This window comes from Limnomicrobium aquaticum (genome assembly GCF_040545545.1).
Classification (GTDB): Bacteria; Pseudomonadota; Alphaproteobacteria; order Rhizobiales; family Rhizobiaceae; genus Ensifer_A; species Ensifer_A aquaticum.
This window is the reverse complement of record NZ_JBEPMB010000004.1, coordinates 360,309-385,338: the sequence shown is the minus strand read 5'-3', so window position 1 is coordinate 385,338 and position 25,030 is coordinate 360,309. Positions and strand designations below refer to the sequence as shown.

24 protein-coding genes are annotated in these 25,030 nt (G+C 61.6%); 8 read left to right on the top strand and 16 right to left on the bottom strand.

The features are described 5' to 3' along the window. Window positions 1-182: 182 nt before the first annotated feature. On the bottom strand, window positions 183-1,376 hold the full coding sequence (mnmA, locus tag ABID16_RS15415; protein ID WP_354557222.1) for a tRNA 2-thiouridine(34) synthase MnmA: 1,194 nt from the start codon (window positions 1,374-1,376) through the stop codon (window positions 183-185). 284 nt (window positions 1,377-1,660) lie between these two features. Between mnmA and sciP the strand changes: the two genes are divergently transcribed. Beyond that, entirely contained in the window at window positions 1,661-1,936 is a 276-nt protein-coding gene (gene sciP, locus ABID16_RS15410) for a CtrA inhibitor SciP (protein WP_354557221.1), read from the top strand. An 80-nt stretch (window positions 1,937-2,016) separates the two neighbouring features. Here sciP and ABID16_RS15405 read toward each other — a convergent pair whose 3' ends face one another. Then, window positions 2,017-2,919, bottom strand: coding sequence for a DMT family transporter (locus ABID16_RS15405; RefSeq protein ID WP_354557220.1), 903 nt, complete (start codon window positions 2,917-2,919; stop codon window positions 2,017-2,019). Window positions 2,920-3,110: 191 nt separating this feature from the next. Here ABID16_RS15405 and ABID16_RS15400 point away from each other — a divergent pair, with 191 nt between their 5' ends. Continuing rightward, complete coding sequence (locus ABID16_RS15400) at window positions 3,111-4,409, top strand: adenylosuccinate synthase (protein WP_354557219.1); 1,299 nt, start codon at window positions 3,111-3,113, stop codon at window positions 4,407-4,409. Window positions 4,410-4,564: 155 nt separating this feature from the next. Then, entirely contained in the window at window positions 4,565-6,757 is a 2,193-nt protein-coding gene (locus ABID16_RS15395) for a hypothetical protein (RefSeq protein ID WP_354557218.1), read from the top strand. Window positions 6,758-6,850: 93 nt separating this feature from the next. Here the strand turns inward: ABID16_RS15395 and rpoH are convergent, their stop codons facing one another. Together rpoH and ABID16_RS15385 are read right to left on the bottom strand one after the other, a co-directional pair. Beyond that, window positions 6,851-7,753, bottom strand: coding sequence for an RNA polymerase sigma factor RpoH (rpoH, locus tag ABID16_RS15390; RefSeq protein WP_354557217.1), 903 nt, complete (start codon window positions 7,751-7,753; stop codon window positions 6,851-6,853). A 173-nt stretch (window positions 7,754-7,926) separates the two neighbouring features. Then, a complete protein-coding gene (locus ABID16_RS15385; RefSeq protein WP_354557216.1) occupies window positions 7,927-8,952 on the bottom strand; it encodes an RluA family pseudouridine synthase in 1,026 nt (341 codons plus the stop codon). Between the two features lie 32 nt (window positions 8,953-8,984). On the opposite strand from ABID16_RS15385, the gene ABID16_RS15380 reads away from it, so the two are divergent. Then, entirely contained in the window at window positions 8,985-9,368 is a 384-nt protein-coding gene (locus ABID16_RS15380; RefSeq protein WP_354557215.1) for a hypothetical protein, read from the top strand. 14 nt (window positions 9,369-9,382) lie between these two features. Beyond that, window positions 9,383-10,207, top strand: a complete 825-nt coding sequence (locus ABID16_RS15375) for a TrmH family RNA methyltransferase (protein WP_354557258.1) — start codon at window positions 9,383-9,385, stop codon at window positions 10,205-10,207. Window positions 10,208-10,214: 7 nt separating this feature from the next. Here the strand turns inward: ABID16_RS15375 and ABID16_RS15370 are convergent, their stop codons facing one another. Both ABID16_RS15370 and ABID16_RS15365 read right to left on the bottom strand, forming a co-directional pair. Next, complete coding sequence (locus ABID16_RS15370; protein ID WP_354557214.1) at window positions 10,215-11,393, bottom strand: hypothetical protein; 1,179 nt, start codon at window positions 11,391-11,393, stop codon at window positions 10,215-10,217. Window positions 11,394-11,468: 75 nt separating this feature from the next. Then, window positions 11,469-12,056, bottom strand: a complete 588-nt coding sequence (locus ABID16_RS15365; protein ID WP_354557213.1) for a DUF1134 domain-containing protein — start codon at window positions 12,054-12,056, stop codon at window positions 11,469-11,471. Between the two features lie 235 nt (window positions 12,057-12,291). Here ABID16_RS15365 and chpT point away from each other — a divergent pair, with 235 nt between their 5' ends. Both chpT and ABID16_RS15355 read left to right on the top strand, forming a co-directional pair. Continuing rightward, window positions 12,292-12,936, top strand: a complete 645-nt coding sequence (chpT, locus tag ABID16_RS15360) for a histidine phosphotransferase ChpT (protein ID WP_354557212.1) — start codon at window positions 12,292-12,294, stop codon at window positions 12,934-12,936. 153 nt (window positions 12,937-13,089) lie between these two features. After that, window positions 13,090-13,476, top strand: coding sequence for a response regulator (locus ABID16_RS15355; protein ID WP_354557211.1), 387 nt, complete (start codon window positions 13,090-13,092; stop codon window positions 13,474-13,476). Here the strand turns inward: ABID16_RS15355 and bglA are convergent. After that, window positions 13,458-15,113: a beta-galactosidase BglA gene (gene bglA, locus ABID16_RS15350; protein WP_354557210.1), complete on the bottom strand. Its 1,656-nt coding sequence runs from the start codon at window positions 15,111-15,113 to the stop codon at window positions 13,458-13,460. The two genes, ABID16_RS15355 and bglA, sit on opposite strands and share 19 nt — an antisense overlap. A 161-nt stretch (window positions 15,114-15,274) precedes the next feature. Between bglA and ABID16_RS15345 the strand changes: the two genes are divergently transcribed. Then, window positions 15,275-16,312: a glycosyltransferase family 4 protein gene (locus ABID16_RS15345; protein ID WP_354557209.1), complete on the top strand. Its 1,038-nt coding sequence runs from the start codon at window positions 15,275-15,277 to the stop codon at window positions 16,310-16,312. 157 nt (window positions 16,313-16,469) lie between these two features. On the opposite strand, the gene der is transcribed toward ABID16_RS15345, so the two are convergent. The 9 genes from der to glpK all read right to left on the bottom strand — a co-directional run bounded on the left by der (window position 16,470) and on the right by glpK (window position 24,998). Next, entirely contained in the window at window positions 16,470-17,897 is a 1,428-nt protein-coding gene (gene der / locus ABID16_RS15340; protein WP_354557208.1) for a ribosome biogenesis GTPase Der, read from the bottom strand. Window positions 17,898-17,920: 23 nt separating this feature from the next. Continuing rightward, window positions 17,921-18,586: a tetratricopeptide repeat protein gene (locus ABID16_RS15335; RefSeq protein ID WP_354557207.1), complete on the bottom strand. Its 666-nt coding sequence runs from the start codon at window positions 18,584-18,586 to the stop codon at window positions 17,921-17,923. 141 nt (window positions 18,587-18,727) lie between these two features. Further along, window positions 18,728-19,321 (bottom strand): NnrU family protein, encoded by a 594-nt coding sequence (locus tag ABID16_RS15330; protein ID WP_354557206.1) that lies wholly within the window; start codon window positions 19,319-19,321, stop codon window positions 18,728-18,730. Between the two features lie 123 nt (window positions 19,322-19,444). Continuing rightward, complete coding sequence (gene sbmA, locus ABID16_RS15325) at window positions 19,445-20,698, bottom strand: peptide antibiotic transporter SbmA (RefSeq protein WP_354557205.1); 1,254 nt, start codon at window positions 20,696-20,698, stop codon at window positions 19,445-19,447. Between the two features lie 143 nt (window positions 20,699-20,841). Continuing rightward, on the bottom strand, window positions 20,842-21,594 hold the full coding sequence (gene map, locus ABID16_RS15320; protein WP_354557204.1) for a type I methionyl aminopeptidase: 753 nt from the start codon (window positions 21,592-21,594) through the stop codon (window positions 20,842-20,844). Window positions 21,595-21,638: 44 nt separating this feature from the next. Next, entirely contained in the window at window positions 21,639-22,676 is a 1,038-nt protein-coding gene (locus ABID16_RS15315) for an LLM class flavin-dependent oxidoreductase (protein ID WP_354557203.1), read from the bottom strand. Window positions 22,677-22,768: 92 nt separating this feature from the next. Beyond that, the gene (locus ABID16_RS15310) at window positions 22,769-23,194 is read right to left on the bottom strand and encodes a type II toxin-antitoxin system VapC family toxin (protein ID WP_354557202.1); all 426 of its coding nucleotides are present in this window, start codon (window positions 23,192-23,194) and stop codon (window positions 22,769-22,771) included. Continuing rightward, complete coding sequence (locus ABID16_RS15305; RefSeq protein WP_354557257.1) at window positions 23,194-23,436, bottom strand: type II toxin-antitoxin system Phd/YefM family antitoxin; 243 nt, start codon at window positions 23,434-23,436, stop codon at window positions 23,194-23,196. The genes ABID16_RS15310 and ABID16_RS15305 overlap by 1 nt, the downstream gene beginning before the upstream one ends. A 74-nt stretch (window positions 23,437-23,510) precedes the next feature. After that, window positions 23,511-24,998 (bottom strand): glycerol kinase GlpK, encoded by a 1,488-nt coding sequence (glpK, locus tag ABID16_RS15300; RefSeq protein WP_354557201.1) that lies wholly within the window; start codon window positions 24,996-24,998, stop codon window positions 23,511-23,513. Window positions 24,999-25,030: the final 32 nt, after the last annotated feature.

The window sequence follows — 25,030 nt, the reverse complement described above, 5'->3', positions numbered from 1 at the left end:
GAAAGGCCATTTAAAAAAGCGCTTCCGGGTGAGAAGCGCTGTCTGGCCTTCAGGTGTCGGGCTTATAGGGCGGGCGGGGCTTTTGTGTCAAGCTTGAATGCGGGAAAAAATCGGGGATGTGCGAACCATCCCCTGCTCCAGCCCCAAATGCATGAAAAGGCTTTGTTTTCGCGCCGGAAAAATCAGGCCGCGGCGGCGGAGAGAAGCGCCTTCAGGCGCGCTTCGGCTGCCTCGGCGCGTTCGGAGCGCGCGATGAAGCCGCCGCCATAGACGCGAGCGTCGGCGCCCGGTGCGGAATAAAGCGCGCAGGCCTGGCCGGGCGCGATACCGTCTTCGCCGTCTTCCAGATCGACGCGGATGCCGTTTTCGTCGGCGACCAGCATCGCCGGGCGCGGCGGGCGGGTGGAGCGCACCTTGGCAAAGCAGGCAAATCCGCCCTTCGCGGCCTCTTCCAGCGGGCCGTCACCCAGCCAGTTGACGTCGCGCAGATAGATGCGGTGCGTTTCCAGCGCTTCCTTCGGGCCGACGATGACGCGACGCGAACGGGCGTCGAGATAGACGACATAGAGCGGTTCGCCGGTGGCGACGCCCAGACCCTTTCGCTGGCCGATCGTGTAATTGACGATGCCGTCATGCGTGCCGAGCACACGGCCGTCGAGATGCACGATATCGCCCGAGAGCGCCGCATCCGGCTTCAGCTTGGCGATAATGTCGGAATATTTGCCCTGCGGCACGAAGCAGATGTCCTGGCTGTCGGCCTTGTCGGCGACGATCAGGCCCATGTCTGCGGCGAGCGCCCGCGTTTCGGCCTTGGTCATCCCGCCGAGCGGAAAGCGCAGATAGTCGATCTGGTCCTGCGTGGTCGCGAAGAGGAAATAGCTCTGGTCGCGCTCGGCGTCGATCGGCCGATAAAGCGCGCGGCGATGCGGCGCGCCCGCCTGCGGATTGGCATCTGAGCGGATGTAATGCCCGGTCGCCAGCGCATCCGCGCCGAGTTCCTTCGCGGTCTTCAGGAGATCGGCAAACTTGACGGTCTGGTTGCAGGCAACGCAGGGGATCGGTGTTTCGCCGGCGACATAGCTTTCGGCGAAGGGATTGATCACCGTTTCGCGGAAACGCGCTTCGTAATCCAGCACGTAATGGGCAATGCCCAACCGTTCGCAGACGCGGCGCGCGTCCTCGATGTCCTGGCCTGCACAGCATGAACCGGCACGGTGCACGGCGGCGCCGTGATCATAGAGCTGCAAGGTAATGCCGAAGACATCATAGCCTTCACGCTTGAGGATGCCGGCAACGACAGACGAATCGACTCCTCCCGACATCGCAACGACGACGCGAGTGTCTTCCGGGCGCTTGTCGAAACCAAGGCTGTTCACGTTTCTCATCGATCCATTTAAAGTTTTGCGCCTCGGGAGGCGTCTTTCAGCGCTTTATATAGAAAGCACTTTGCCGCTGCCAAGAAAAAAGGCGAAATGGCGCGTTTAAGGCTTTCTGCATCATGTCTTTTTTAACAGTCTGCGGATTACCTTAAGCCTGAGATACGCGTCCGGCAAAGGCCTGACCCAAAATTGAACAAAGCCTTTCAAAGGGGTTAGGCAATTTTTAAAAGTCCGACGTTAAAGTCGCGATATCTGGTCTTGTAGTGTTTGTAGAGAGTCCCATGACCGAATTGATACGACCCCGGGTTAAATATGTCATCGGCCCCGATGGCAGCCCATTGACGATTGCCGACCTGCCGCCCGCCAACACGCGGCGCTGGGTCATTCGCCGCAAGGCGGAAGTCGTCGCTGCCGTTCGCGGCGGCCTGTTGAGCCTGGAAGAAGCCTGCGAACGCTATACCCTGACCGTGGAAGAATTCCTGTCGTGGCAGGCCTCGATCAACGATCATGGCCTGGCCGGCCTGCGCACCACGCGCATTCAGCAATATCGTCACTGACCGTTCCCGTCCTTGACCAAGAAAAACCGCCGCAACGCCAACGTGTTGCGGCGGTTTTTTTGCTTGTGAACTGCGCCGCTTCAGGCAGCCGGCCGATTGCGCTCGGCCATCACGATGCCGCCCATGACCAGAACCAGCGAAATGACGTGGTAGAGATGGAGCGGCTCGCCGATCACGCCGATCGACAGCAGCACGCCGAAGATCGGCACAAGATTAATAAAGAGCCCGGCCCGGTTCGAACCGATGATCTCCACCCCGCGCACGAAGAGAATCTGCGCGAAGAGCGAAGGGAAAATCGCAATGAAGGCGACAATCGCCCAACCCTTCGCGTCGGGCATTTGCCCTGCCCCATTCATCCACTCATAGGCCGCCAGCGGCAATGCTGCAACCATCGCGCCGCATGCCGTTGCCGCCATCATGCTTTTCCAGTGAAGTTCCGGCTTGAAGCGCAGACCCACCGTATAGCCGGCATAAACCATGACCGCGAAGAGCATCAGCAGATCGCCGAAATTCAGCTTCAGGCCAAACAGCGTCGAAAGATCGCCATTGGAGGCTGTCAGCGCAATCCCGCAAAGCGTCAGCATGAAGCCGGCCACCTGCCCGCCCGTAACCCGCATGCGGAAGATCAGGAAATTGGCCACGAAGATGATGAAGGGCATGCCCGCCTGTTCGATCACCGCATTGATGGCGCTGGTGTAGTGAAGCGCGCTGTAAAGCAGTGCATTGAACAAGGTGAAGCCGGCAGCGCCCATCAGGAACAGGTAAAGCCCATTCCTGCGGATCACCGGCCAGTCCCTGCGGATTTGCGGGCCGGATATGATGAGGATCAATGCAAAGGCGATGATCCAGCGCAAGAGTGTCATCAGGAAGGGGCTGGCATGCCCGACCGCCATCTTGCCCGCCACGGCATTGCCGCCCCAGATCAAAGCCGTCGTCAGCAGGAAGAGATAGGCCTTGCCCGTTGCGGGCTTCAGATCTGTCATGATTCCCTGCTTTGTTTGTCGGGGATTACCAAAGATGTGCGTTTTAGCCGCGCCTTTGCCGCATTGTCACGCAAAAAGCCTTGATGGATTGATCATTTCGGGGTCGATTTTAAGAGATTGACACAGTATAGATGCGCGGGTTTGGCAAGACGCGGGCCGCGCTTCGCGTGTGAGTATAGGATTGAGTGAAGATGACGAATGTGGTGGTCGTAGGGTCGCAATGGGGCGATGAAGGCAAGGGCAAGATTGTCGACTGGCTTTCCGAGCGCGCCGATGTGGTCGTGCGCTATCAGGGCGGGCACAATGCCGGCCATACGCTCGTCATCGATGGCGTCAGCTACAAGCTCTCGCTTCTCCCCTCCGGCGTCGTGCGCCCCGGCAAGATGGCCGTCATCGGCAACGGCGTCGTCGTCGACCCGCATGCGCTGATCGCCGAAATCGGCCGTCTGGAAGCACAGGGCGTCAAGGTCACGACCGAAAACCTCAAGATCGCCGACAACGCGACGCTCATTCTGTCGCTCCACCGCGAGTTGGACGGCATGCGCGAAGACGCCGCCTCCAATTCCGGCACCAAGATCGGCACGACCCGCCGCGGCATCGGCCCGGCCTATGAAGACAAGGTCGGCCGCCGCGCCATCCGCGTCATGGACCTTGCCAACACGGAAGCGCTCGCCGCGAAGGTCAGCCGCATTCTGGACCACCACAATGCTCTTCGCCGTGGCTTTGGCGCGGAAGAAGTCACCCATGAAACCATCATGAAGGAACTGACGGACGTGGCCGACCGCGTCCTGCCCTTCATGGACACCGTCTGGAGCTATCTCGACAAGGAGCGCCGTCGCGGCGCGCGCATCCTGTTCGAAGGCGCCCAAGGCTCGCTGCTCGACATCGACCACGGCACCTATCCCTTCGTGACCTCGTCCAACACGGTCGCCGGCCAGGCTGCAGCCGGTTCCGGCATGGGTCCGGGCGCTCTGGGCTATATTCTCGGCATCACCAAGGCATACACGACCCGCGTCGGCGAAGGCCCCTTCCCGACCGAACTGACGGATGAAGTCGGCCAGTTCCTCGGCGAACGCGGCCATGAATTCGGAACCGTCACGGGCCGCAAGCGCCGCTGCGGCTGGTTTGACGCAGCGCTGGTACGCCAGTCGGTCGCCACCAACGGCATTTCGGGCATCGCGCTCACCAAGCTCGACGTTCTCGACGGTCTCGACGAGATCAAGATCTGCGTCGGCTACAGGCTCGACGGCAAGGAACTGGAGCACCTGCCGGCAAGCCAGGGCGATCAGGCGCGCGTCGAGCCGATCTACGTCACGCTGGAAGGCTGGAAGGATTCCACCGTCGGTGCCCGCAAGTGGGCGGATCTCCCGGCACAGGCGATCAAATATGTGCGCCAGGTCGAGGAACTGATCGGCGCGCCGGTCGCGCTCCTGTCGACCAGCCCGGAGCGCGACGACACCATCCTCGTCACCGATCCTTTCGAGGACTGAGACGGGGGAGAACAAGGGCGGCCCTGGGCAACCTTGGCCACCCCACACATGCCAGCACTGGCGGCGGGACAACGGCGACTGGCGCATGAGGATTGGAACCTGCGCTGAAAAGCGTTAAGCAGGCAGCTTGCTGACAGGAAGGCGAGAAACCTTATATGGCAGATTTCATTGCGGTTATCCGCAGAGCGGTGGACGGACTGTCGGACAACACGCCCGAAATGCGTGTCCGCGTCTACGAAAGAGCCCGCTCGGCGGTACAGCGCCAGCTCGACAATATGAAGCCGCGCCCCGCGGACGATGTCATTACGCGCCAGCTTGAGAAGCTGGACGAAGCCATCGCCTCGATCGAACGCGAGTTCACGGGAGCACCGGCCGCCGAGCCATCTGCGCCGACGCCGGAAATCGTTAAAGACGTCGCACCGCCACCTGCCCCTCCTGCGCGTGAACCGGAGCCGGAGCCGACCCCTGCGGCAAAGCCGGAGCCCGCTCCGCAGGTTGCAGCGCCGGAACCGGCAGAGCAAACCCCTCCGCCGTTTCTGATGCGCGAACCGGCGCCCGTGGTTGCGGAACCCATTGCAGCCAAGGCTGAACCGGCATTTGCACCGGAACCGAAGTTCGAGCCCGCGCCACAGCCGAAAGCCGACGTAACGGTACCTACCCCGCCGGAAGCGACCTCTTCCGCGGCCGAAGACGACACGATGCCGCCCGCCGCTGCCGAGACCGAAACGCCGTGGCAACGCGAACGGTTTGACGAGCCGCTGGGTGCGCGCGAACCGTCCCGCCCGGCCGAACGCGCCTGGGAGCCGCCGGCTGCACCGGCATGGCCGCCACTCGAGCGGGAGGCACCGCTCGACAGGAAAGACAACCGCTTCAGCTTTGATGCGCAGACAGCCGAGCCACAGGCGACGACGACGGCAACGGCGACCGATGTCTGGACGCCGGTTGTCACCGACAATCCGTTCCATGAGCCGGCCGAAATCTTCACGCCGAGCGCCGAGCCGGATGTTCTCGCCAAACACGACGCCCTTCTCGGCATCACCAAGCCGAAGCCTCCGGCTGAGGCGAAGTCCTGGTGGGACGACAATGAAGCTCCCAAACAGCCGACGCCACTGCCCAGCGCCGCGCGCGATGCGAGCTGGGACAGTTTCGAGGCCTTTGTCGGGGAACGTTCCGGAGCAAATCCGGCAGGAGAAATTCCTGCTGCGGCAACGCCGCGCGGACGCGACGGCATGTCGATCTCGGACACACCGGCAACGCCTGAGCGCAATGCCCCTGTAGCGGAAGAACGCGGCGAAGGCCGCGGCAAGCTCGTCGCCGGCATCCTGGCGGCTGTGCTGGTTCTTGCCGGAACCGGCTATGCCGGCTGGCGTTTCAGCGATACCATCCTCGGCTTCATCAACGGCACGTCGTCCACAAGCAGCCAGACCGCGAGCAAGTCGCAACCGGCCAGCACGACCACACAGCCACCCGCATCAGCAACGAAGCCTGCGGCTGGAACCACGACGCCTGCTGCCACCACCGCCCCCGCAGTAACCGGACCGCAGAAGTTCACGCAGCGCCTGATGGCAGACGGGTCGGAAGTTGATAGCGGCACCTCCGGCGAACAGGTGGCAAGTGCTGCCCAGGCCGAGGGTAAGTCGGTCGCCAACCAGAACGAGAAGCCGACTCCTACGCCCGCGCAGACGCCTTCCACGCCGGCAACGACACCTGGCACGACACCGGCCACGACACCGGCAACGAGCCAGCCTGAGACCGCAAGCGCCCAGCAGGCAACGCCGGTGAAGATGTTCCTCTACGAGGAACGTCTGGGTCAGGCATCGCCCACCGCGCTCGAAGGCACGGTCACATGGTCGGTCAAGAACGACGATCAGGACGGTCACAAGGGGAAGATGATCCAGGGCGACATTTCCGTGCCCGGACGAAAGATGTCGGCGATCTTCGCGCTGCGCAAGAACAACGACCCGACGCTCCCCGCCAGCCATATCATCGAACTGACCTTCTCGCTGCCCAAGGATTTCGAAGGCCGCGGCATCGAGAGCGTGTTGCGCATCTCGATGAAGGACAAGGAGCAGGAACAGGGCGATGCGCTCGTCGCCGTTCCCGCCAAGATCACCGACTATTTCCACATGGTCGCGCTGAACGCCTTCGCGGATGCCGTGAAGAACAACCTGAACCTTCTGAAGTCGCGTGACTGGATCGACATTCCGGTGACCTATTCCAACGGCCGTCGGGCGCTCCTGACGCTGCAGAAGGGACCGGAGGGCCAGAAGGTGTTCGACGAGGTGATTTCGAGCTGGCAGGCAAACGGTGACGGAGCCGCGCCGGCCGCCACGCCTCCGGCGCAGTAAATCGTTCAAAAGCAGACTTCAAAACAAGAAAAAGACCGGCGGGAGAATGCTCCCGCCGGTCTTTTCAGTTCCAGCTATTGGAAAGTTTAAGGATCAGGCCTCAACGACGCGAAGCGCGGACGCCTGCTCCTGCGCGATCTTGCGCACGGCGTCCTGCACCTTTTCAAAAGCCCGAACTTCGATCTGACGGACACGTTCGCGCGACACGTCGAACTCGGAGGACAACTCTTCGAGCGTGACCGGATCTTCCGTCAGACGACGCGCTTCGAAGATTCGGCGTTCGCGCTCGTTCAGAACCTTCAGCGCCCGCGACAGCATCGACTTGCGGGCATCCAGCTCGTCCTGCTCGATGAGCACCGCTTCCTGGCTGTCATGATCGTCGGCAAGCCAGTCCTGCCACTGCCCGGAATCGCCATCGGCCGACTTGATCGGCGCGTTGAGCGAGGCATCACCCGACAGACGACGGTTCATCGAGATCACGTCTTCTTCGGGTACGCCCAGCTTGGTCGCGATTTCCGCCACCTGCTCCGGCTTCAGATCGCCCTCTTCGATGGCCTGCAGTCGGCCCTTCAGGCGGCGCAGGTTGAAGAACAGACGCTTCTGGTTGGCCGTCGTGCCCATCTTTACGAGCGACCACGAGCGCAGGATATACTCTTGAATCGACGCCTTGATCCACCACATGGCGTAGGTGGCGAGACGGAAGCCTTTTTCGGGGTCGAATTTCTTCACGGCCTGCATGAGACCGACATTGCCCTCGGAAATCACTTCGCCGATCGGCAGGCCATAACCGCGATAGCCCATGGCAATCTTCGCCACGAGGCGCAGATGGCTCGTCACGAGCTGATGGGCGGCCTTGCGGTCGTCATGTTCCTGATAGCGCTTGGCGAGCATGTATTCCTGCTGGGGTTCCAGCATGGGAAACTTGCGAACTTCATCGAGATAACGATTGAGACCGCCTTCTCCGGCGGCAATGGACGGCAATGATGTACGGGCCATAAAGCACCCCTCTCTTTTAAGGTTCGGCTTCCATCAGGCAAGCCGCATACGGAAACGGTCCTTCTCCCGAGGCCCCACTTCCGGATGTGAAATCAAATAAGTCTGGAATGAGACAGTTTCAAGGATCAGCAAATTACGTTTTCGTAACGCGCAACCAATCCTAGAGTTCCATTCTATTCTGCCGCTTGCAGCGCCTCGATGACGAATTGCATGTCATCGGGGATCGGCGCCTCGAAATGCATGGTTTCGCCCGTCGTGGGATGCTCGAACTGCAACAGATAAGCATGCAGCGCCTGGCGGTGGAAACCATTGACGGCCGCGCGCGCCGCTTCCGGCAAACGGTTCGCCTTGGTCTTGAAGGCGGCGCCATATTCCGGATCGCCGATCAGCGGGTGGCCGAGATGGGCCATGTGGACGCGGATCTGATGGGTGCGCCCTGTCTCCAGCCGGCACTCGACCAGACAGGCCTGCGCGGTCGCGTCCGGCTTTTCCACATAGCGCTCCATCACCTCGTAATGCGTGATCGCCTCGCGCGCATCGTCGCTCGACTCGCGCTTGACGGCCCGCTTGGTCCGGTCACCGGCGCGGCCAAGCGGCGCATCGATCGTGCCCTTCAGATTGCGCGGCCGGCCCCAGACGAGTGCCAGATAGGCGCGCTCCAGCGGTCCGGTTCGACCATGGTCGGCAAACTGCGCCGACAGATGCCGATGCGCGTTATCGTTCTTGGCCGCCACCATGACGCCACTCGTCTCCTTGTCGAGACGATGCACGATGCCCGGCCGTTTGACGCCACCGATGCCGGAGAGGCTTTCCCCGCAATGATAGATCAGCGCGTTGACCAGCGTTCCGGTCCAGTTGCCGGCGCCGGGATGCACGACAAGCCCGGCGGGTTTCGAGATGACGATCAGATCGTCGTCTTCGTAAAGCACCTCAAGCGGGATATCCTCTCCCTGCGGTTCCGGATCCTCCGGATCGGGCATGTCGATGACGACCTCGTCGCCCGGATGGATCTTCTTCTTCGGCTCCGTGATGACCGTGCCGTTGATCGAAACCGCCCCACCCTCGATCAGCGCCTTGGCGCGGCTGCGCGAAATCTCACCGTCCAATGCTGCGCTCAGCCAGCTATCGAGGCGGCCGGAAGCGGCCTCATCGACTTCAAGGACTTTCCTATTCGCCGAAGCTTGTTTATGGACGGTCATGACATTCCCGTGAACAAGGGCCTGAAGCAGACATGAGCAAGATCGATCACGACGAACAGGACGAAAAGCCGCTTGACCCGGTGCTTGAAAAAGTGCGCCGCAAGATGATCCGCCTGCAGCTCGTCTCGGCCGGGGTCATGGTTGTCGCCCTTATGGCCGTCCTGATCGCCATTGTCTATAAGGCGAACCACGCAAACCAGACGGCACGCGGACCCGCAATCACCGAGGACGTGCCGAACGAAGGCTCGACCCTGGTCAAGGCGGCGCTGCCAGAAGGCTTCAAGGTCAACGCGACCCAGCTTTCCGGCGACCGCATTCTCTTCGACGGCACCGACAAGGACGGCAAGCGCAAGATGCTCGTCTTCAACCTGCGCCGTGGCCGCATCGACGCCGAGATCGCGGTCAGCGCCCCTTGAGCGAGACGCGCCCGATGCAGATCCGCGTTGAGAACGCGGACGATCCGGCTGTAGCGGAGTTCCGCGACATCCGCGAGCGCGACCTCGTCGGTCGCACAGGGCGCTTCATTGCCGAGGGCACCGTGGTGCTCAACATGCTGGCCGCCGCGCACGGCCAGGAAAATGGGTTCAGGGCCGAGAAGATCCTGGTGCTGGAAAACCGGCTCGCGGGGATAGCGGACACCCTCAACCGCTTTCCGGAGGACGTTCCGGTCTATACGGCGTCCGCCGCCGTCATCGACGCCATCGCGGGCTTTCACCTTCATCGCGGCGTGCTGGCGCTGGGCCGCAAACCCGAACCCCGCCCGCTAGACGAAGCGCTGACCCGGCTGCCGGAAAGGGCTCTGGTGACCGTGCTTTCGGGCATTTCCAACCACGACAATGCTGGCGCGATCTTCCGCAACAGCGCAGCCTTCGGCGCAAGTCTGATCATTCTCGACGAAACCAGCTGCGACCCGCTTTACCGCAAGGCGATCCGCGTTTCCGTCGGCTCCGTGCTGACAGTGCCGTTCCACAGAGGCGGCAGCATCGATGAAATCCTGATGAAGCTGGATCGGGCCGGCTTCGCCGTCTGGGGCCTCTCGCCCGCCGGGCAGCACCCTCTGCGTGATCTCCCCGCCAGCAACCGTACAGCACTGCTTCTCGGAACCGAAGGCCAGGGCCTCCCGTCGGACTTGATGGCCCGCATCAATACTGCCCGAATTGCCCAGATGCCCGGCCTCGACAGCCTCAACGTGGCGACAGCTGCAGCACTCTCCCTGCATGAGATGGCCCATCGCATGGGCCTTCTTTCAGAATAAATCTTGGTCAGGCTTCCTTGCCTGCCAGTGCGCGCGCCGCACGGGCGGCAAGGCTGATCCGGCCACGTCCCGGATCGGAATTGGCAGCCTCCAGCACACCCATCAGCGGCGAGTCTTCGCCCTCGCGGGTCGCCGTCAGCGCCACCATGCGCGCCGCGATGGACGCAATTTCTTCGCGCAGCTGCCCGTCGCGCGAGGGATCGGCAGGACCGGCAAGCGTGTCGGCCACGTCGCGCGCGTCGTTGCGAATGACTTCGGCAAATTTCGCCTGATCCATCGCGATCATTTCAGGCTCGCGTCCGGCATCCGTTGCCTCTTCGGCCTCGTTTGCGGCTGGCTCCGGCTCGTCGTGGTTCTCCGGCTCAATCTGTTCGGGTTCCAGCGGCGGCGCGACGACCTCGGCAATCGCGGGCCGGGCTATGCCGGCGAGCTTTTCCTTCAGCTTCTCGAGTTCCCGCATACGCCGATCGAGCGATTCGTCCATCTCGGCATTTCGGGTGACTTCCTCATCGAGCCGCTGCTTGAGACTGGAAACCCGATTATGGCTTTCCTCCATCTTGAACTCGGCATCGCGGGCGCGTTGCTCCGCAGCCTTGAGATCGTTGCGCAGATGGTCCCGCTCGCCCTTGAGCTGACTGATGGTGGATTTGAGGTTCTCAATCTCGGTCTCGCGTACGGCGAGATCGATCTTGCCGTAATCGACAAAGCCGCCGAGGTGCTCGGCCTCGACGCCCAGCTCCTGCGCGCGCCGTTCCGCTTCAGCCAAAAGCGCATCCCGCACCTGGATTTCGGCCCGCGCGCGCTCCAGTTCGCCATCGCGCTCACCAAGCTCGGCGCCGCGGGCTTCGAGTTCGCCACGCAACTGGGTGATTTGTTCAGACAGCCCGGTCGCCTCGACCACCGCAGCCTTCAATTCGCTGCGCAATTTGTCGGCCGTCAGCTCGTGTGCCAGCCCCTTCTCACGTTCGCGTTTGACGGCAACGCCAAGCTTGGCATTCTCGGCCGCATAGGTGGCGCGCACCATGTCGGCCTGCGCTTTCAGCTCCGCAGCACTTAAAGGGACGGTCGCACGAATGCGGTTTTCGGTGAAATACACGATACGCCGGCGAACGGCCGGCGCGACCAGAACGGTGACGAGGACCGCCGTCAGGAACCCGAGCGAAAAGAGCAGAACATATTCAATCACTGTGAAATCGCTTTTCCGGGAAGTGGCCGGCTACTCTCATATTACGCATGGCTTGAAAAGTCAGCAAGCCGTTCGTCAGAAGGGGTTCCAGGTGGGCGTGGAGGTAAATTTCAGATATCCGACATTGACACCGAGGCGCGCGCCAATGCCCGTATGGATAGGAACCAGCACAATATTCTGGTTCTCGACAACGGTCATCGAGACGCCGGCAACCACATAGGCCGAGCCGCTGACGCCGCCGAAGCGCTGGTAGAGCGCATCCGTCGACGGCAGATTGTAGACGAGCATCATGACGCGGCTGCCCTGCCCGCCCCAGTCGAAACCGAGCGACGGGCCCTGCCAGAAGGCGGGATGCTGGCCTGCATTCTTGGTGTAGAGCTGGCCTTCGCCATAGGTCAGACCGGCAACAAAGGCACCTGACCCTTCCTGGCCGAGGATGTAACCGTTCGGCAGGCCATACTGAGCGAAAGCGTTTTCGACGACCTTGGCAAGACCGCCGGAGGTTTCACCGAAGAACTTGTGGCCGGTATCGACAATTTCCTGGGCGTTATACTGGCTTGCATCCGCGCGGGCCTCCTTCATGGGGAAGGTGGTGGCAACGGCGAGGAACAGCGCGCTTAGAGCGACGCGAAGAACTGCCTCAGCATTAAACAGTCGAACCATGATCATCCGTCCTCCGGAAATGATTTTGTCGATCGGCCGCTCCTGCCTCGTACACATTCAATGCACGAACAGCCGGAAGCCGATACTCTGTTCCATTTTGGCCCGATCATGTTAACAATCGGTTTACCAAACGTGGTGTCATTATGGCGAAGAGATGAATCACTCCGCCCAAGGCGAGCGCCCCTCCTCGGCTGCCTGCCTAAGCATCAATCCCGGCGGAAATCAGGAGAATACGATGGCGAAAAATCCCAACCTCACCCTTTCGGGTCCGGATCTTGCCGCGCTTCTGTGCAGCCGCGTCTGCCATGACGTGATTTCGCCCGTCGGCGCGATCAATAACGGGCTGGAGCTTCTGGATGAAGGCGGCGCGGATGCCGACGCCATGGACCTCATTCGCACCAGCGCGCTCAATGCCTCCGTTCGCCTGAAATTCGCGCGTCTTGCCTTTGGCGCCTCCGGCTCGGTCGGTGCCTCCATCGACACCGGCGAGGCCGAAAAGGCCGCCAAGGATTTCGCCGCAGCCGAAAAGAAGACGGAAGTCACGTGGTCGGGCCCGCGCGCCATCGTCGCCAAGAACCGCGTCAAGCTGCTGATGAACCTCTTCCTCCTCTCCTACGGCTCGATCCCGCGCGGCGGTCAGGTCGACGTCGTGCTGGAAAACCCGGAATACGACGCCAAATTCAAGCTGACGGCCAAGGGCCGCATGATGCGCATCCCGGCAAAGTTCACCGAACTTCACACCGGTGAAGCCCAGGAAGCCATCGACGCGCACTCCATCCAGCCCTATTACACGCTGCTTCTCGCCGACGAATGCGGCATGGTTCTGAAGGCGGAAGCCACCGGCGAGGAGATCATCTTCACCGCCGAACTTGCAGGCTGAAGCGCCATATCAGGTGGGTCCGCAATAGGCTCGCCCATCAAAAATGCCGCGTCACAAACCGTTAACCAATCCCGGTAACGGTTTGTTTCTCTTAAGCCCCTACCATCTGGTCATATTAAGACACCGCCCGATATTTCGCGGAGATATGGCCCCATGAACCTCTTGATTGCAGATCAGTCCGACGTCGTTCGCAAGGTCGCGAAACGCATCCTGACCGGCATGAATTTCGAGGTCGCGGAGGCCCGCAACGCAGCCGACGCCACCGCGCGCTGCATGAAGGCACTGCCGCAGATCGTCATCGTCGAAGCCGCCATGGACGGCGCGCTGGAACTCATCCAGTTCATCCGTTCCGTTCCCGGCAACGAGCGCACCCGCATCTATTACTGCATCGTCGAAGCTGACCTGCGCAAGATGATGGCCGGCCGCCGCGCCGGCGCCAACGACTTCCTGATGAAGCCCTTCGACCGCAAGACGCTCGGCGCCGTCTTCAACGGCCTTGCCCAGCCGGCCGAACAGCCGCGTCAGACGGCCGCGCAGTAAGCGCTCAAGGGTTCCAGTTCCACGACATTACCCGATAGGGTTCCGGCAAAACCCGGTGCCTGCGGCACCGGCAGCGCCATCATGTTGCCCGGCAGCGTGAAGCTCTGCGGCGCGCGCGTCAGATTGTAGACGAACAGCATCGCACGACCGCCCCGCCGCCGGACGAAGGCCAGCACGTCGTCGCCATCCCCCAGAAACTCGATAGACCCTTGCGTCAGTTCCTTGCGGCTGCGGCGGAAGGCCAGCACGCGCCGGTAATGCGACAGCACCGATTGCGGATCACGCTCCTGCTGATCGACAGCCAGCGCCCTGTGCAGTTCCGGCACCGGCAGCCAGGGCTTCTCGGCGGTGGTGAACCCGGCAAACGCCTGATCCGCCTCCCAAGGCATCGGCGTGCGGCATCCATCGCGCCCCTTGAAGGCTGGCCAGAAGCGGATGCCATAGGGGTCCTGCAGGTCTTCGAACGCCAGTTCCGCCTCCGGCAGGCCAAGTTCTTCGCCCTGATAAAGACAGATGGAGCCGCGCAGCGTAGCCAGCAGCGTGATCGCCAGCTTGGCGACATGTGCGCGCTCCTCCTCCGTCGCGGCAAAGCGGCTGGCGTGACGCATCACGTCATGGTTGGAGAAGGCCCAGCAGACCCAGCCGTCGCGCACTTCACGCTCGAAATTCGTCACGCAGTTGCGGATATGGCGCGCGGTGAAATCCGGGCCAAGCAGATCGAACGTGTAACACATGTGCAGCTTGTCGCCACCGCTCGTATAGTCCGCGACCGTCTTCAGCGAGCGCGCGCCATCGCCCACCTCTCCGACCGACATTCGACCGGAATATTGATCCAGCAGGGCACGGAAACGCTGCAGGAACGCAATATTTTCCGGCCGCGTCTTGTCGAAGAGATGCTCCTGCATCCCGTAGGGATTGACGTCCGGCGCATCCGCCGAGGTTGCGCCATCTTCCGGATAATGCGGCGGATTGCTGCGCAGATGTTTGTCATGGAAATAGTAGTTCACGGTATCGAGCCGGAACCCGTCGACACCACGATCGAGCCAGAACTTCACGGTCTCAAGCAGTGCGTCCTGGACTTCCGGATTGTGGAAGTTCAAATCGGGCTGCGAGGTCAGGAAGTTGTGCATGTAATATTGCTTGCGCACGCCGTCCCATTCCCAGGCCGGGCCGCCGAAGATCGACAGCCAGTTGTTGGGCGCCGAGCCATCCGGCTTCGGATCGGCCCAGACATACCAGTCGGCCTTGGAATTGTTGCGGCTCGAACGGCTCTCGACAAACCAGGGATGACGGTCGGACGTGTGCGAGATGACCTGATCGATGATCACCTTCAGGCCCAGGCGATGCGCCTGCGTGAGCATCTGGTCGAAATCGGCAAGCGTCCCGAATTGCGGATCAACATCGCAATAATCCGAAACATCATAGCCCATGTCCGCCTGGGGCGACTTGAAGAAGGGCGATAGCCAGATCGCGTCGACGCCAAGAAAGGCGATATGGCCGAGCCGCTGCGTGACACCTTTCAGGTCGCCGACGCCGCTGGCGGTCGTATCCTGAAACGAGCGCGGATAGACCTGATAGATCGAGGCACCGCGCCACCAGTCTGCGGGAAGCGTGCGGGATTTCAGAACGGCTGCCATGCCGACTCCTTCAAGTCAAAGAACACTGAAATTCATGCTGGGTACGCCCTGCCATTGTCAACCGGAACAGCGCCGGCAGCATCGGTTGTGCAGCCCGTAATACGCCCATCACATACAGCCGGCATAATAAGGCAGACTCACGAAACGGGCGTGGCAGCACCATGAAGAAGATCACGATTGTAACCGATGCCTGGAGACCACAGATCAATGGCGTGGTCCGCTCCATTGAGCAGACGGTCGAAGAGCTGAAATGCATGGGCGTCGAGGTTGTTCTGATCACGCCGCAAATGTTCACCAGCATCCCCTGCCCGACCTACCCCGAGATCCGCCTTGCACTGACCGTTCCCGGCCAGATCGGCCACATGCTCGCGGGCGAAGAGCCGACCTACGTGCATATCGCGACAGAGGGTCCGTTGGGGCTTTCGGCACGGAGCTGGTGCCTGCGGCAGGGCAAACCGTTTTCGACGAGCTACCACACCCGCTTCCCCGAATATGTCTCCGCTCGCTGGCCCATCCCGGAAAATCTGGCCTATGCCTATGTGCGCTATTTCCACAATGCCGGAAATGTCTGCATGGTCGCGACCGAGAGCCTTGAGCAGGAGCTGACTGAGAAGGGCTTCCACAATCTCCGCCGCTGGTCACGCGGGATCGATGCGCGTCTTTTCCGACCCATGCCGAAGCTCGACATGCCCTTCGATCTTCCGCGTCCGATCTTCATGACGGTGGGACGCATCGCGGTCGAGAAGAACCTGCCCGCCTTCCTCGATCTTGACCTACCCGGCTCCAAGGTTGTGGTCGGCGACGGACCGGCGCGCGAAGAACTTCAGGCACGCTATCCGCACGTTCATTTCACCGGCTTCCGCACCGGCGAGGCGCTGGCCGAGACCTATGCCCAGGCCGACGTCTTCGTCTTCCCGTCCAAGACCGACACGTTCGGCAACACGATCCTGGAAGCCATGGCATCCGGCGTTCCGGTGGCGGCGCACCCGGTAACCGGCCCCGGCGACATCCTGAAGGGACAGGAAGCAGCGGGCGCACTGGACGACGACCTGCGCGCGGCCTGCCTCAAGGCGCTACACTGCTCGCCGACAGCGGCGCGGGCATTGGCGGAGAGTTATAGCTGGCGCGCTGCGACGGAGCAGTTCTGGGGGAATGTGTTGCTGGCGAACCAGCCGGGAAACGAGCGGCTGGCCGCGTGAATTGAGGCGGTAGCCACGAGCGCCCTCTTCTCCCCTCGGGGAGAAATGCCGAGCAACGCGAGGCGATGAGGGGTCTGGATGGCACTGTGTCTGAGGGAAACCCCTCATCCGGCGCTACGCGCCACCTTCTCCCCAAGGGGAGAAGACGACCGCCACCTCACCGCTTCTTCTTGCGCCCTTCGAACGGATTGGTCGAGGCACGATAATACACCCGGATCGGCACGCCGGGCATGTCGAAATCCTTGCGCAGGTTGTTGATCAGATAGCGCGTATAGCTTTCCGGAACAGCCTCGGGCCGCGTGCAGGAAATCATGAAGCCGGGCGGGCGGGCCTTCACCTGCGTCATGTATTTAAGCTTCAGGCGGCGACCGGACACGGCCGGTGGCGGATGCTGCATGGTCTGCGCATCGAGCCAGCGGTTAAGCTTGGCCGTCGAGATGCGGCGGTTCCACACCTTGTCGGTATCGACGACAGACTGCATCAGGCGGTCGAGCCCGTCGCCCGTCTGGCCGGAGACCGTGACGGCGCGGATGCCGCGCGCCTGCGGCAGCAGACGCTCGGTCTTCTCGCGCAGGTCGGCGAGCAACGCCTGCCGGTCCTCGATCATGTCCCACTTGTTGAAGGCGAGCACGGCGGCACGGCCCTCGCGCAGCACGAAATCGACGATATGCAGATCCTGCTTCTCGAACGGGATCGTCGCATCGAAGACGATGACCACCGTTTCGGCGAATTTGATGGCGCGCAGCGTGTCGGCAACGGAGAGCTTCTCCAGCTTCTCCTGTACCTTCGCCTTGCGGCGCATACCGGCCGTGTCGAACAGGCGCACGGTGCGGCCGCGCCATTCCCAGTCGACGGAGATGGAATCGCGCGTGATGCCCGCTTCCGGACCAGTCAGCAGGCGCTCCTCGCCCAGATAGCGGTTGATCAGCGTCGACTTGCCGGCATTCGGACGGCCGACGATCGCCACGCGCAGCGGCTTGGTGTCGTCATAGGCAGGCTCTTCGTCGTCCTCTTCGCCCTCGAGGAGATCGGTGGGCTCGAGATCGATATCGGTCTCCGGCTCATCGATTTCCGGCGGAAAGGCCACATCCTCGCCGATCGCCTCGACAATGGCGTCGCGCAGATCGTGCAGGCCCTGGCCATGTTCGGCCGAAATCGCCACCGGCTCGCCCAGCCCCAGCGTGAAGGCGTCGTAGAAGCCGCCGTCGGAGCCGCGCGCTTCCGCCTTGTTGGCGACGAGCACCACGGGCTTGCCACGCCGGCGCAGGATCTCGGCAAACATCTTGTCATGCGGCGTAAGGCCATACTTCGCGTCGACGACGAAAAGCGTCATGTCCGCCTCGTCGATGGCCGCTTCCGTCTGCTGGCGCATGCGACCCTGAAGCGTCTCCGGCCCGCTCTCTTCAAGGCCGGCCGTATCGATGATGGTGAAACGCAGGTCGTCCAGCCGCGCGTCGCCGGGACGGCGGTCGCGGGTCACGCCCGGCGTGTCATCGACAAGCGCCAGCTTCTTGCCAACCAGCCGGTTGAAAAGCGTGCTCTTGCCCACATTGGGGCGTCCGACGATGGCGACCGTGAAGCTCATGGACTGATCCCGCGGCGAACCGCTTATCCCTTGGCGTTGGAGGTCAGGAGATCGAGCATGATGCGGGCGCGGTTGCCGACATTGACCGGCGTCGTCGCATCGTTGGCAATTGCCTGGAACCAGTCCGTCGCCTGCTTGAAATCGCCGTTCTTGAAGGCCGAAAGGCCCAGCGCCTCGCGTGCCGAATGGCGCATCGGGTTCTGCGCGTCGGTTAGCACTTCGACTTCCTTCGAAACGTCTGCATAAGGCGCAGTGTCGATCAGCAGCCAGCCCGCGCGAAGACGCGCGACGTCGCGAACAGCATCCGGAACCTTCGTGTCACTCGCAACGGCATCAAGCTCGGCAACGGCAGCTTTCGGATCCGTTGCAGCCTTCAGTGTCGCGGTCCGCATGCGGGCAAGCACGGGATAGGCGCCGTAGCCGTCCTTCTCGAGCTGCGCGAAGGCCGCCAGCGCTTCATCCGTCTTGTTGTCGGAGGCAAGCTTCATGGCCGTCAGGAACTTGTCGCCCGAGGCAGACGCCTGCAGGCCGGACCAGTAGACATAGCCGCGATAGCCGGCCGTGCCGATGACGATAGCCACGGCGATCGCAACGATCATCAGGCCATACTGCGTCCAGATGGCCTTCATCTGGTCAGAACGGAGTTCCTCGTTGACCTCGCGGATAAAGCTGTCGTTCTCGTTCGTCATTCTCGTTGGCACCGGCTCGATCGAAGTGTTTTCTGCAACTCCCGACGCTCACGCGTCACGGCGTATCTGCTGGAATTGCTCTGAATTGTTGCGGCCTTCTACAGGATTTTTGTCCGCTTGTAACAAAAAACTGGAAACCGCTCACATGCCCGCGGCTGCAAGCGGCGAAACCCCAATCAGCATCTGGTGCAGATAGAGGAGGATGACCGCGTAAAGCGCCACGCCGCCGATGATGGAAGCAATGTCATACTGTGTGGAGACGAAGTCGCGCACGACCTTCTCGCCTGCGCGCTCGCGCCGTTTCGCCGAAATGCGTACCAGCACGCCCCAGATGAGGAACCCGCCAAACAGCAAGACCGAGTTCAGCTCGCCATTGGACAGAAGATGCGCGAACGCCCAGACTTTCACCCCAGTGACCATCGGATGCTTCACCCAGACGGCAATCTTGCCGGCCGGCAGGATCGAGGCCATCAGCAGGATCATCGCAATCAGCATCAGCGTCAGCGTGATATGCGACATGAACCTCGGCGGGGTGTAGAGCATCGGCGTGACCGCGCGCGAGGCGGCAAACGCGTAAATCAGAAGCACGAGGCTGGCGATCGACAGCAGCGAGTAGAGCCCGCGCCAGGCATGGACACCCATGCGCGCAATCGTCCGCTCCCGCCATTGCGGCGCGAAGACGCGGATCGAATGCAGCGCAAGAAACAGAACGATCGAAAGGACGAGCAATGCCACGGGTGTCTCCCATTCCCTGCCACCGGCCCTCAAGCGGCCGGCATTTTCCCCGACAGATACAGGCAAAGCGTCGCAAACGCCAGCCTCAAGCTGGCACCGGCAACCTGCTAAGGCCGATCAGCCTCAGCCCTCGACGCCGCCCGAAGCGATAAACTCCTGATCGATCGACGGGAGAGGTTCGTCGTTGATGGCAGCTTCGAAGGCACGAAGGCGCTTGTAGATCGAGAGCAACTCGACGATCGTCGTCCACGAGCTCACCAGATACTGGAACGAGCCACGCACCTGATCGAAAACGTTGGTGATCTGCGTCATCAGACCCAGCGTCAGCTTGCCGGCGATAATCGACGGCACCAGCACGATCAGGCTGAACAGGTTGTCGGCCTGCAGGTAGAAGATGCGTGCGACGTTGAAATACATGTAGTGGAAATACAGCCGGAAATAGTTGCGACGCACATCCTCATAGAGTTCGCGGATCGTCATCGGATCGGCGCGAGCCGGATCGTCCTCGCCATAGACGAGTTCCTTGCGATAGGAGGCTTCGACACGCTGGTTGCGGAACTCGAGGCCCGGAAGCTTGACCCCGACCAGAGCGAGGAAGAACGTCCCGAAGATCGACCAGAAGAGTGCTGCCCAGACAAGCGCATGCGGTACATTCCCGATCAGCGGCAGTTCGGTAATATCCTTACCGAGCTGGAACAGCACCGGCAGGAAGGCAATCAGCGTCATGACGGAGCTGACGAGCGAGACGCCCAGACCTTCGACCGTCGTCGAAAACCGCATCGTGTCTTCCTGAACGCGCTGCGATGCGCCTTCGATGGTGCGCAGCGTCGGCCAATGTTCCATGTAATATTCGTTCATCGCGGTCCGCCAGCGGAAAATCCAGTGGCTGACGAAGAAGCGGCTCAGGACGCCAATGGTGATGGCAACGAAGGCAATGCCGGCGAAACCCACCATGCCGAGGTAGAGCTGCGCCGCCGTCACGGAACCCGGCTTCGACAATGCGCTCTGGATCATGTCATAGAATGGCCCGTACCAGGCATTGATCGCCACGCTGACCTGAACGCCGAAATAGGTCGTGAAGATGATGAGCGAGCTGCCCCAGATAGACCAGTTCTGCCACCGGTGCGGACTATACACTTGCCAGAAGAGGGCAAAGATCGCGTTGACGACGGCGTAGTAGATGTAGAACCAGATGAAAGGCGCCGACCAGAAGACAGATACGCCGATAGGGGCCTGTTCGCCTGCCTTAAGCGGCGGTAACCCGACATAGGCGCCCAGATCCTGAACAAACCCGTACCAGGCAAAGATCGCCAGAAGCGACCATATTGCAGCGGAGATGAAAAGCAGCTTTGGTTTCGGGAAGAAGGAGACAAACACGGCGGGAAATCTTTCTGTCTGGAACCGAAATAGCGGTTTATGCTTTTGACGGAAACTATGGCAATCGGGCGGCGGCGGCAATGCTTGGCGGGTTACATGAGCAATTTGTAACCAAGAAATGAAATTCCGGCATTCCGGGCATCTCAATCAGCCAATGTGAGGATCAGCGGCCCGTTCTTCGTCACCACCAGCGTGTGCTCGAACTGCACGGTGAGCGCCTTTGGCGAGGAGAAGAGCGTCCAGTTATCCTTCTTGCCATCCTCGGCGAAATTGGCGCCCAGCGACAGGAAGGGCTCGATGGTAAAAACCTGCCCCTCCTCCATGATCCGCGTTTCGTCCGGGTCGGGCCAGGTGGAGATTTCGGTGGGCTCCTCGTGCAGCGAGCGGCCGACGCCGTGGCTGGCAAGGTTCTGGATCAGCGTATAGCGGTTCTTGCGGGCAAAGGTGCCGATGGCCTCGCCGATGGACGCAAGCCGCGCGCCGGTCTTGACCTGCGAAAGCCCAACCCAGAGAGCCCGCTTGCCGTCGCGCACCAGACGCTGTGTCTTCGCATCCGCCTTGCCGACCGCAAAGGACGAACCCGTATCGCCGAAGAAGCCGTCCTTGACAGCCGACACGTCGATATTGACGAGGTCGCCGGCCGCAATCACCCGGTCGCCCGGAATGCCATGCGCCACTTCCTCGTTGATAGAAATGCAGGTCGCGCCCGGAAACTGATAGCAGACCTCCGGCGCCGATTGCGCACCCTCGCCCTCGATGAACTTGCGGCCGATGGCGTCAAGCTCACGGGTCGTCATGCCAGGCTCCATGGCGTCAGCCATGATCTTCACCGCGCGCCCGCAGATGCGCCCGATACCTTTAAGCTTTTCCAGTTCGTCTTCGGACGAGATGATCATCGCGGCCCGGCCTCTCATAATTTTGAAGAGGCCGGTTGAACCGATCAGGCGCTTTCCGTCAACGCTTTTCTGACCAGCGGCGCGACTTTCGTGCCGTAAAGTTCGATGGCGCGCATCAACTGCTCGTGGGGGACGAGACCGATGGCCATCTGCAACAGGAAGCGGCTGTTCTTGAAGATGCGGTGATGCGCAATGATCTTTTCCGCCAGCACTTCCGGGCTGCCAAGGAAGATCGCGCCGTTTGGACCAATCGCCTGATTGAAATGCGCCCGCGTCATCTGGGAGAAGCCCCGCTCACGGCCAATCCGGTTCATGACCGCCGCCTGCGGCTCGTAGAACTGCTCCGCGGCAAGCTCGGTCGTCTCGGCGACAAACCCATGCACGTTGATGGAGGTCGCAAGCTTTGCCGGATCACGTCCCACGCGCCGCGCGGTCTCGCGGTAAAGCTCGAACAGCGGCGCAAATCGATGCGGCTCGCCGCCGATGATGGCCAGCGCCAATGGCAGACCATGATAGGCCGCACGCGCTACCGAATTCGGCGTGCCACCCACGGCAATCCACAGCGGCAGCGGATTTTGCAAGGGACGCGGATAAACGGCAAGACCGGGGATGGGCGCACGCGTCTCGCCCGACCAAGAGACCTTCTCATTGTCGCGCAGCTTCATCAAGAGATCGAGCTTTTCCTCGAACAGCTTGTCGTAGTCGTCAAGGTCATAGCCGAAGAGCGGGAAGCTCTCGATGAAGGAGCCGCGCCCCGCCATGATCTCTGCGCGACCCTTGGAGAGAAGATCGACGGTCGCGAACTGCTGGAAAATGCGCACCGGATCGTCGGAACTGATGACAGACACAGCGCTCGTCAGCCGGATATTCTTCGTCTTCACCGCCGCAGCCGCCAGAAGCGTCGCCGGGCTGGAGGCCATATAATCCGGCCGATGATGCTCGCCGAGACCGAAGACATCGAGACCGACCTGATCGGCGAGTTCAATCTCCGCGATCAGCTCCTCCGCCCGCTTCGCCGCCGCAGCCCCCTTGTCGGGCGCATTCGGATCGACATCCGCAAACGTATAAAGGCCCAGTTCCATCGCGCATCATCCCTTGGTTGATCTGGGAGGGAGATAAGCGAGAAATGCGGTTCGGCCAAGAAGAAAGGTGAAGACGCTGTGTTCAGGGTTGGTCAAACCGAAACGTCGAACGGATTGAGCAGCGGCACCGGAAGCCCCTCGAAGTCCTTGATGTTCCGTGTCACCAGCGAGAAACCGGCATGTAAAGCCGTCGCAGCAATTTGCATATCACGGAACGGCCTTGTCCGCCCTGCCGCCAAACGCGCGCAAACCAGCGCCTCAGCGACATCAAAAGGCAATATCCGGGATTCGAATTCCTTGAGAACGTGGCTTTTAAGCCAAAGCCCGATGTTGTCTGCTCCCGCAGGATCTTTCGCGTGAAGAGCCTGGATGCCGACTTCGATTTCGAAAATGCTGATCGAAGACAGATAGAGGGACCGTGAAGGCACGGTATCCGCCCAAGCCTGAACAGACTTGTTCCCTCTTCGGAGCGTCAAACGCCGGAATTCGGAAATGACGTTCGTATCCAGCAGATACATCAATCAAACTCGGCAGGTTTAAAGCCGACATCAGTGACCTTCGGCGGCTCAAAATCGATATCCATGGCGTCAGGCATGGTCAAAAGGTCGATAATGCTTGGCTCATCTGCGCCACGCCGCCTGAAGTCCTCGTAAGACATCAGCACATAGCCGATTTCCCCACGATCAGTGATAAACACAGGCCCCTTGCGCGCCAGCTTCTTGGCCTCGCTGGTCTTCTGGTTGAACTCGCGACTTGTCATGACGCTCAAGGCAGCCTCCATCAATGTAGCAACATTACTACATCAGAGATGCTACGTCAAAAACCGCCCGCCCCTCACCCCAGCGTCCGCCGCACCGCATCCTTCCAGCCCCTGACCTTGGCAGCCCGTGTCTTCTCATCCATCGCCGGCTCAAACCGGCGGTCGCGGGCCCAGGCCTTGGCAAAACCCGCGCGATCCGGCCAGACGCCTGCGCGCGAACCGGCGAGCCAGGCGGCACCCATCGCGGTTGTTTCGAGGATCGTCGGGCGGTCGACGGGGGCGTCGAGAATGTCGGCCAGACGCTGCATCGTCCAGTCTGAGGCGACCATGCCGCCGTCGACGCGCAGGACCGTATCGCCTTCGGCCCGCTTCCAATCCTTGTGCATCGCCTCCAGCAGGTCGCGCGTCTGGTAGCAGACGGCTTCAAGCGCCGCGCGGGCAAATTCGGCCGGCCCGGTATTCCGCGTCATGCCATAGACGGCCGCGCGCGCATCCGGATCCCAGTGCGGCGCGCCGAGGCCGACGAAGGCGGGCACGAGATAGACGTCCTGCGCGGGATCGGCCTTCTCGGCCAGCTCTCCGGTTTCGGAGGCCTTTTTGATGACACCCAGCCCATCACGCAGCCACTGCACGGCCGCACCGGCAATGAAGATCGAGCCCTCCAGCGCATAGCAGGTCTCGCCGTCCAGCCGATAGGCAATGGTCGTCAGGAGCCGGTTCTTGGAGCGCACCATGTCCGCGCCGGTATTCAGCAGTGCGAAGCATCCTGTCCCATAGGTGGACTTCATCATACCGGGCTCGAAACAGGCCTGCCCAATGGTCGCCGCCTGCTGGTCGCCGGCGACACCGAGGATCGGAACTTCCGCGCCAAAAACACTCTTGTCGGTGACGCCGAAATCGGCCGCGCAATCCTTCACCTCCGGGAGCATGGCGGCGGGGATACGCAGCGTTTCCAGCAGCTCCTTGTCCCAGTCGTTGTCGGCAATATTGTAGATCAGCGTCCGCGAGGCATTCGTCGCATCGGTCACGAAACTCCTGCCGCCCGTCAACCGCCAGATCAGGAATGTATCGATCGTGCCGAAGCAAAGCTCGCCCTTGGTCGCCCGTGCCCGCGCGCCCTTGACGTTGGAGAGCAGCCACGAAAGCTTCGTGCCGGAAAAATAGGGATCGAGCAGCAGCCCGGTCTTGCGGGTGAAGAGCTTTTCCAACCCTTCGCGCTTGAGCTTGGCGCAAGTGGGGGCTGTGCGCCGGTCCTGCCAGACAATAGCGTTGTGGATCGGCTTGCCGCTCTCGCGCTCCCAGACCACGACCGTTTCGCGCTGGTTGGTGATGCCGATGGCCGAGATCGCTTTCGCTTCGAGATCAGCCTCCTTGAGAGCCTTGCGGATCGACCAGAGAACGCTCTCCCAGATGGCTTCCGGATCGTGCTCCACCCAGCCCGAAGCGGGATAGATTTGCGGAAACTCCTTCTGGCCGGACCCTACGATCCGCATCTTCTTGTCGAAGACAATGGCGCGGCTCGACGTCGTGCCCTGATCGATCGCCAGAATGTACCCAGCCATGGAAGCCTCCTCCTCCGATGATTTTCTGTTTA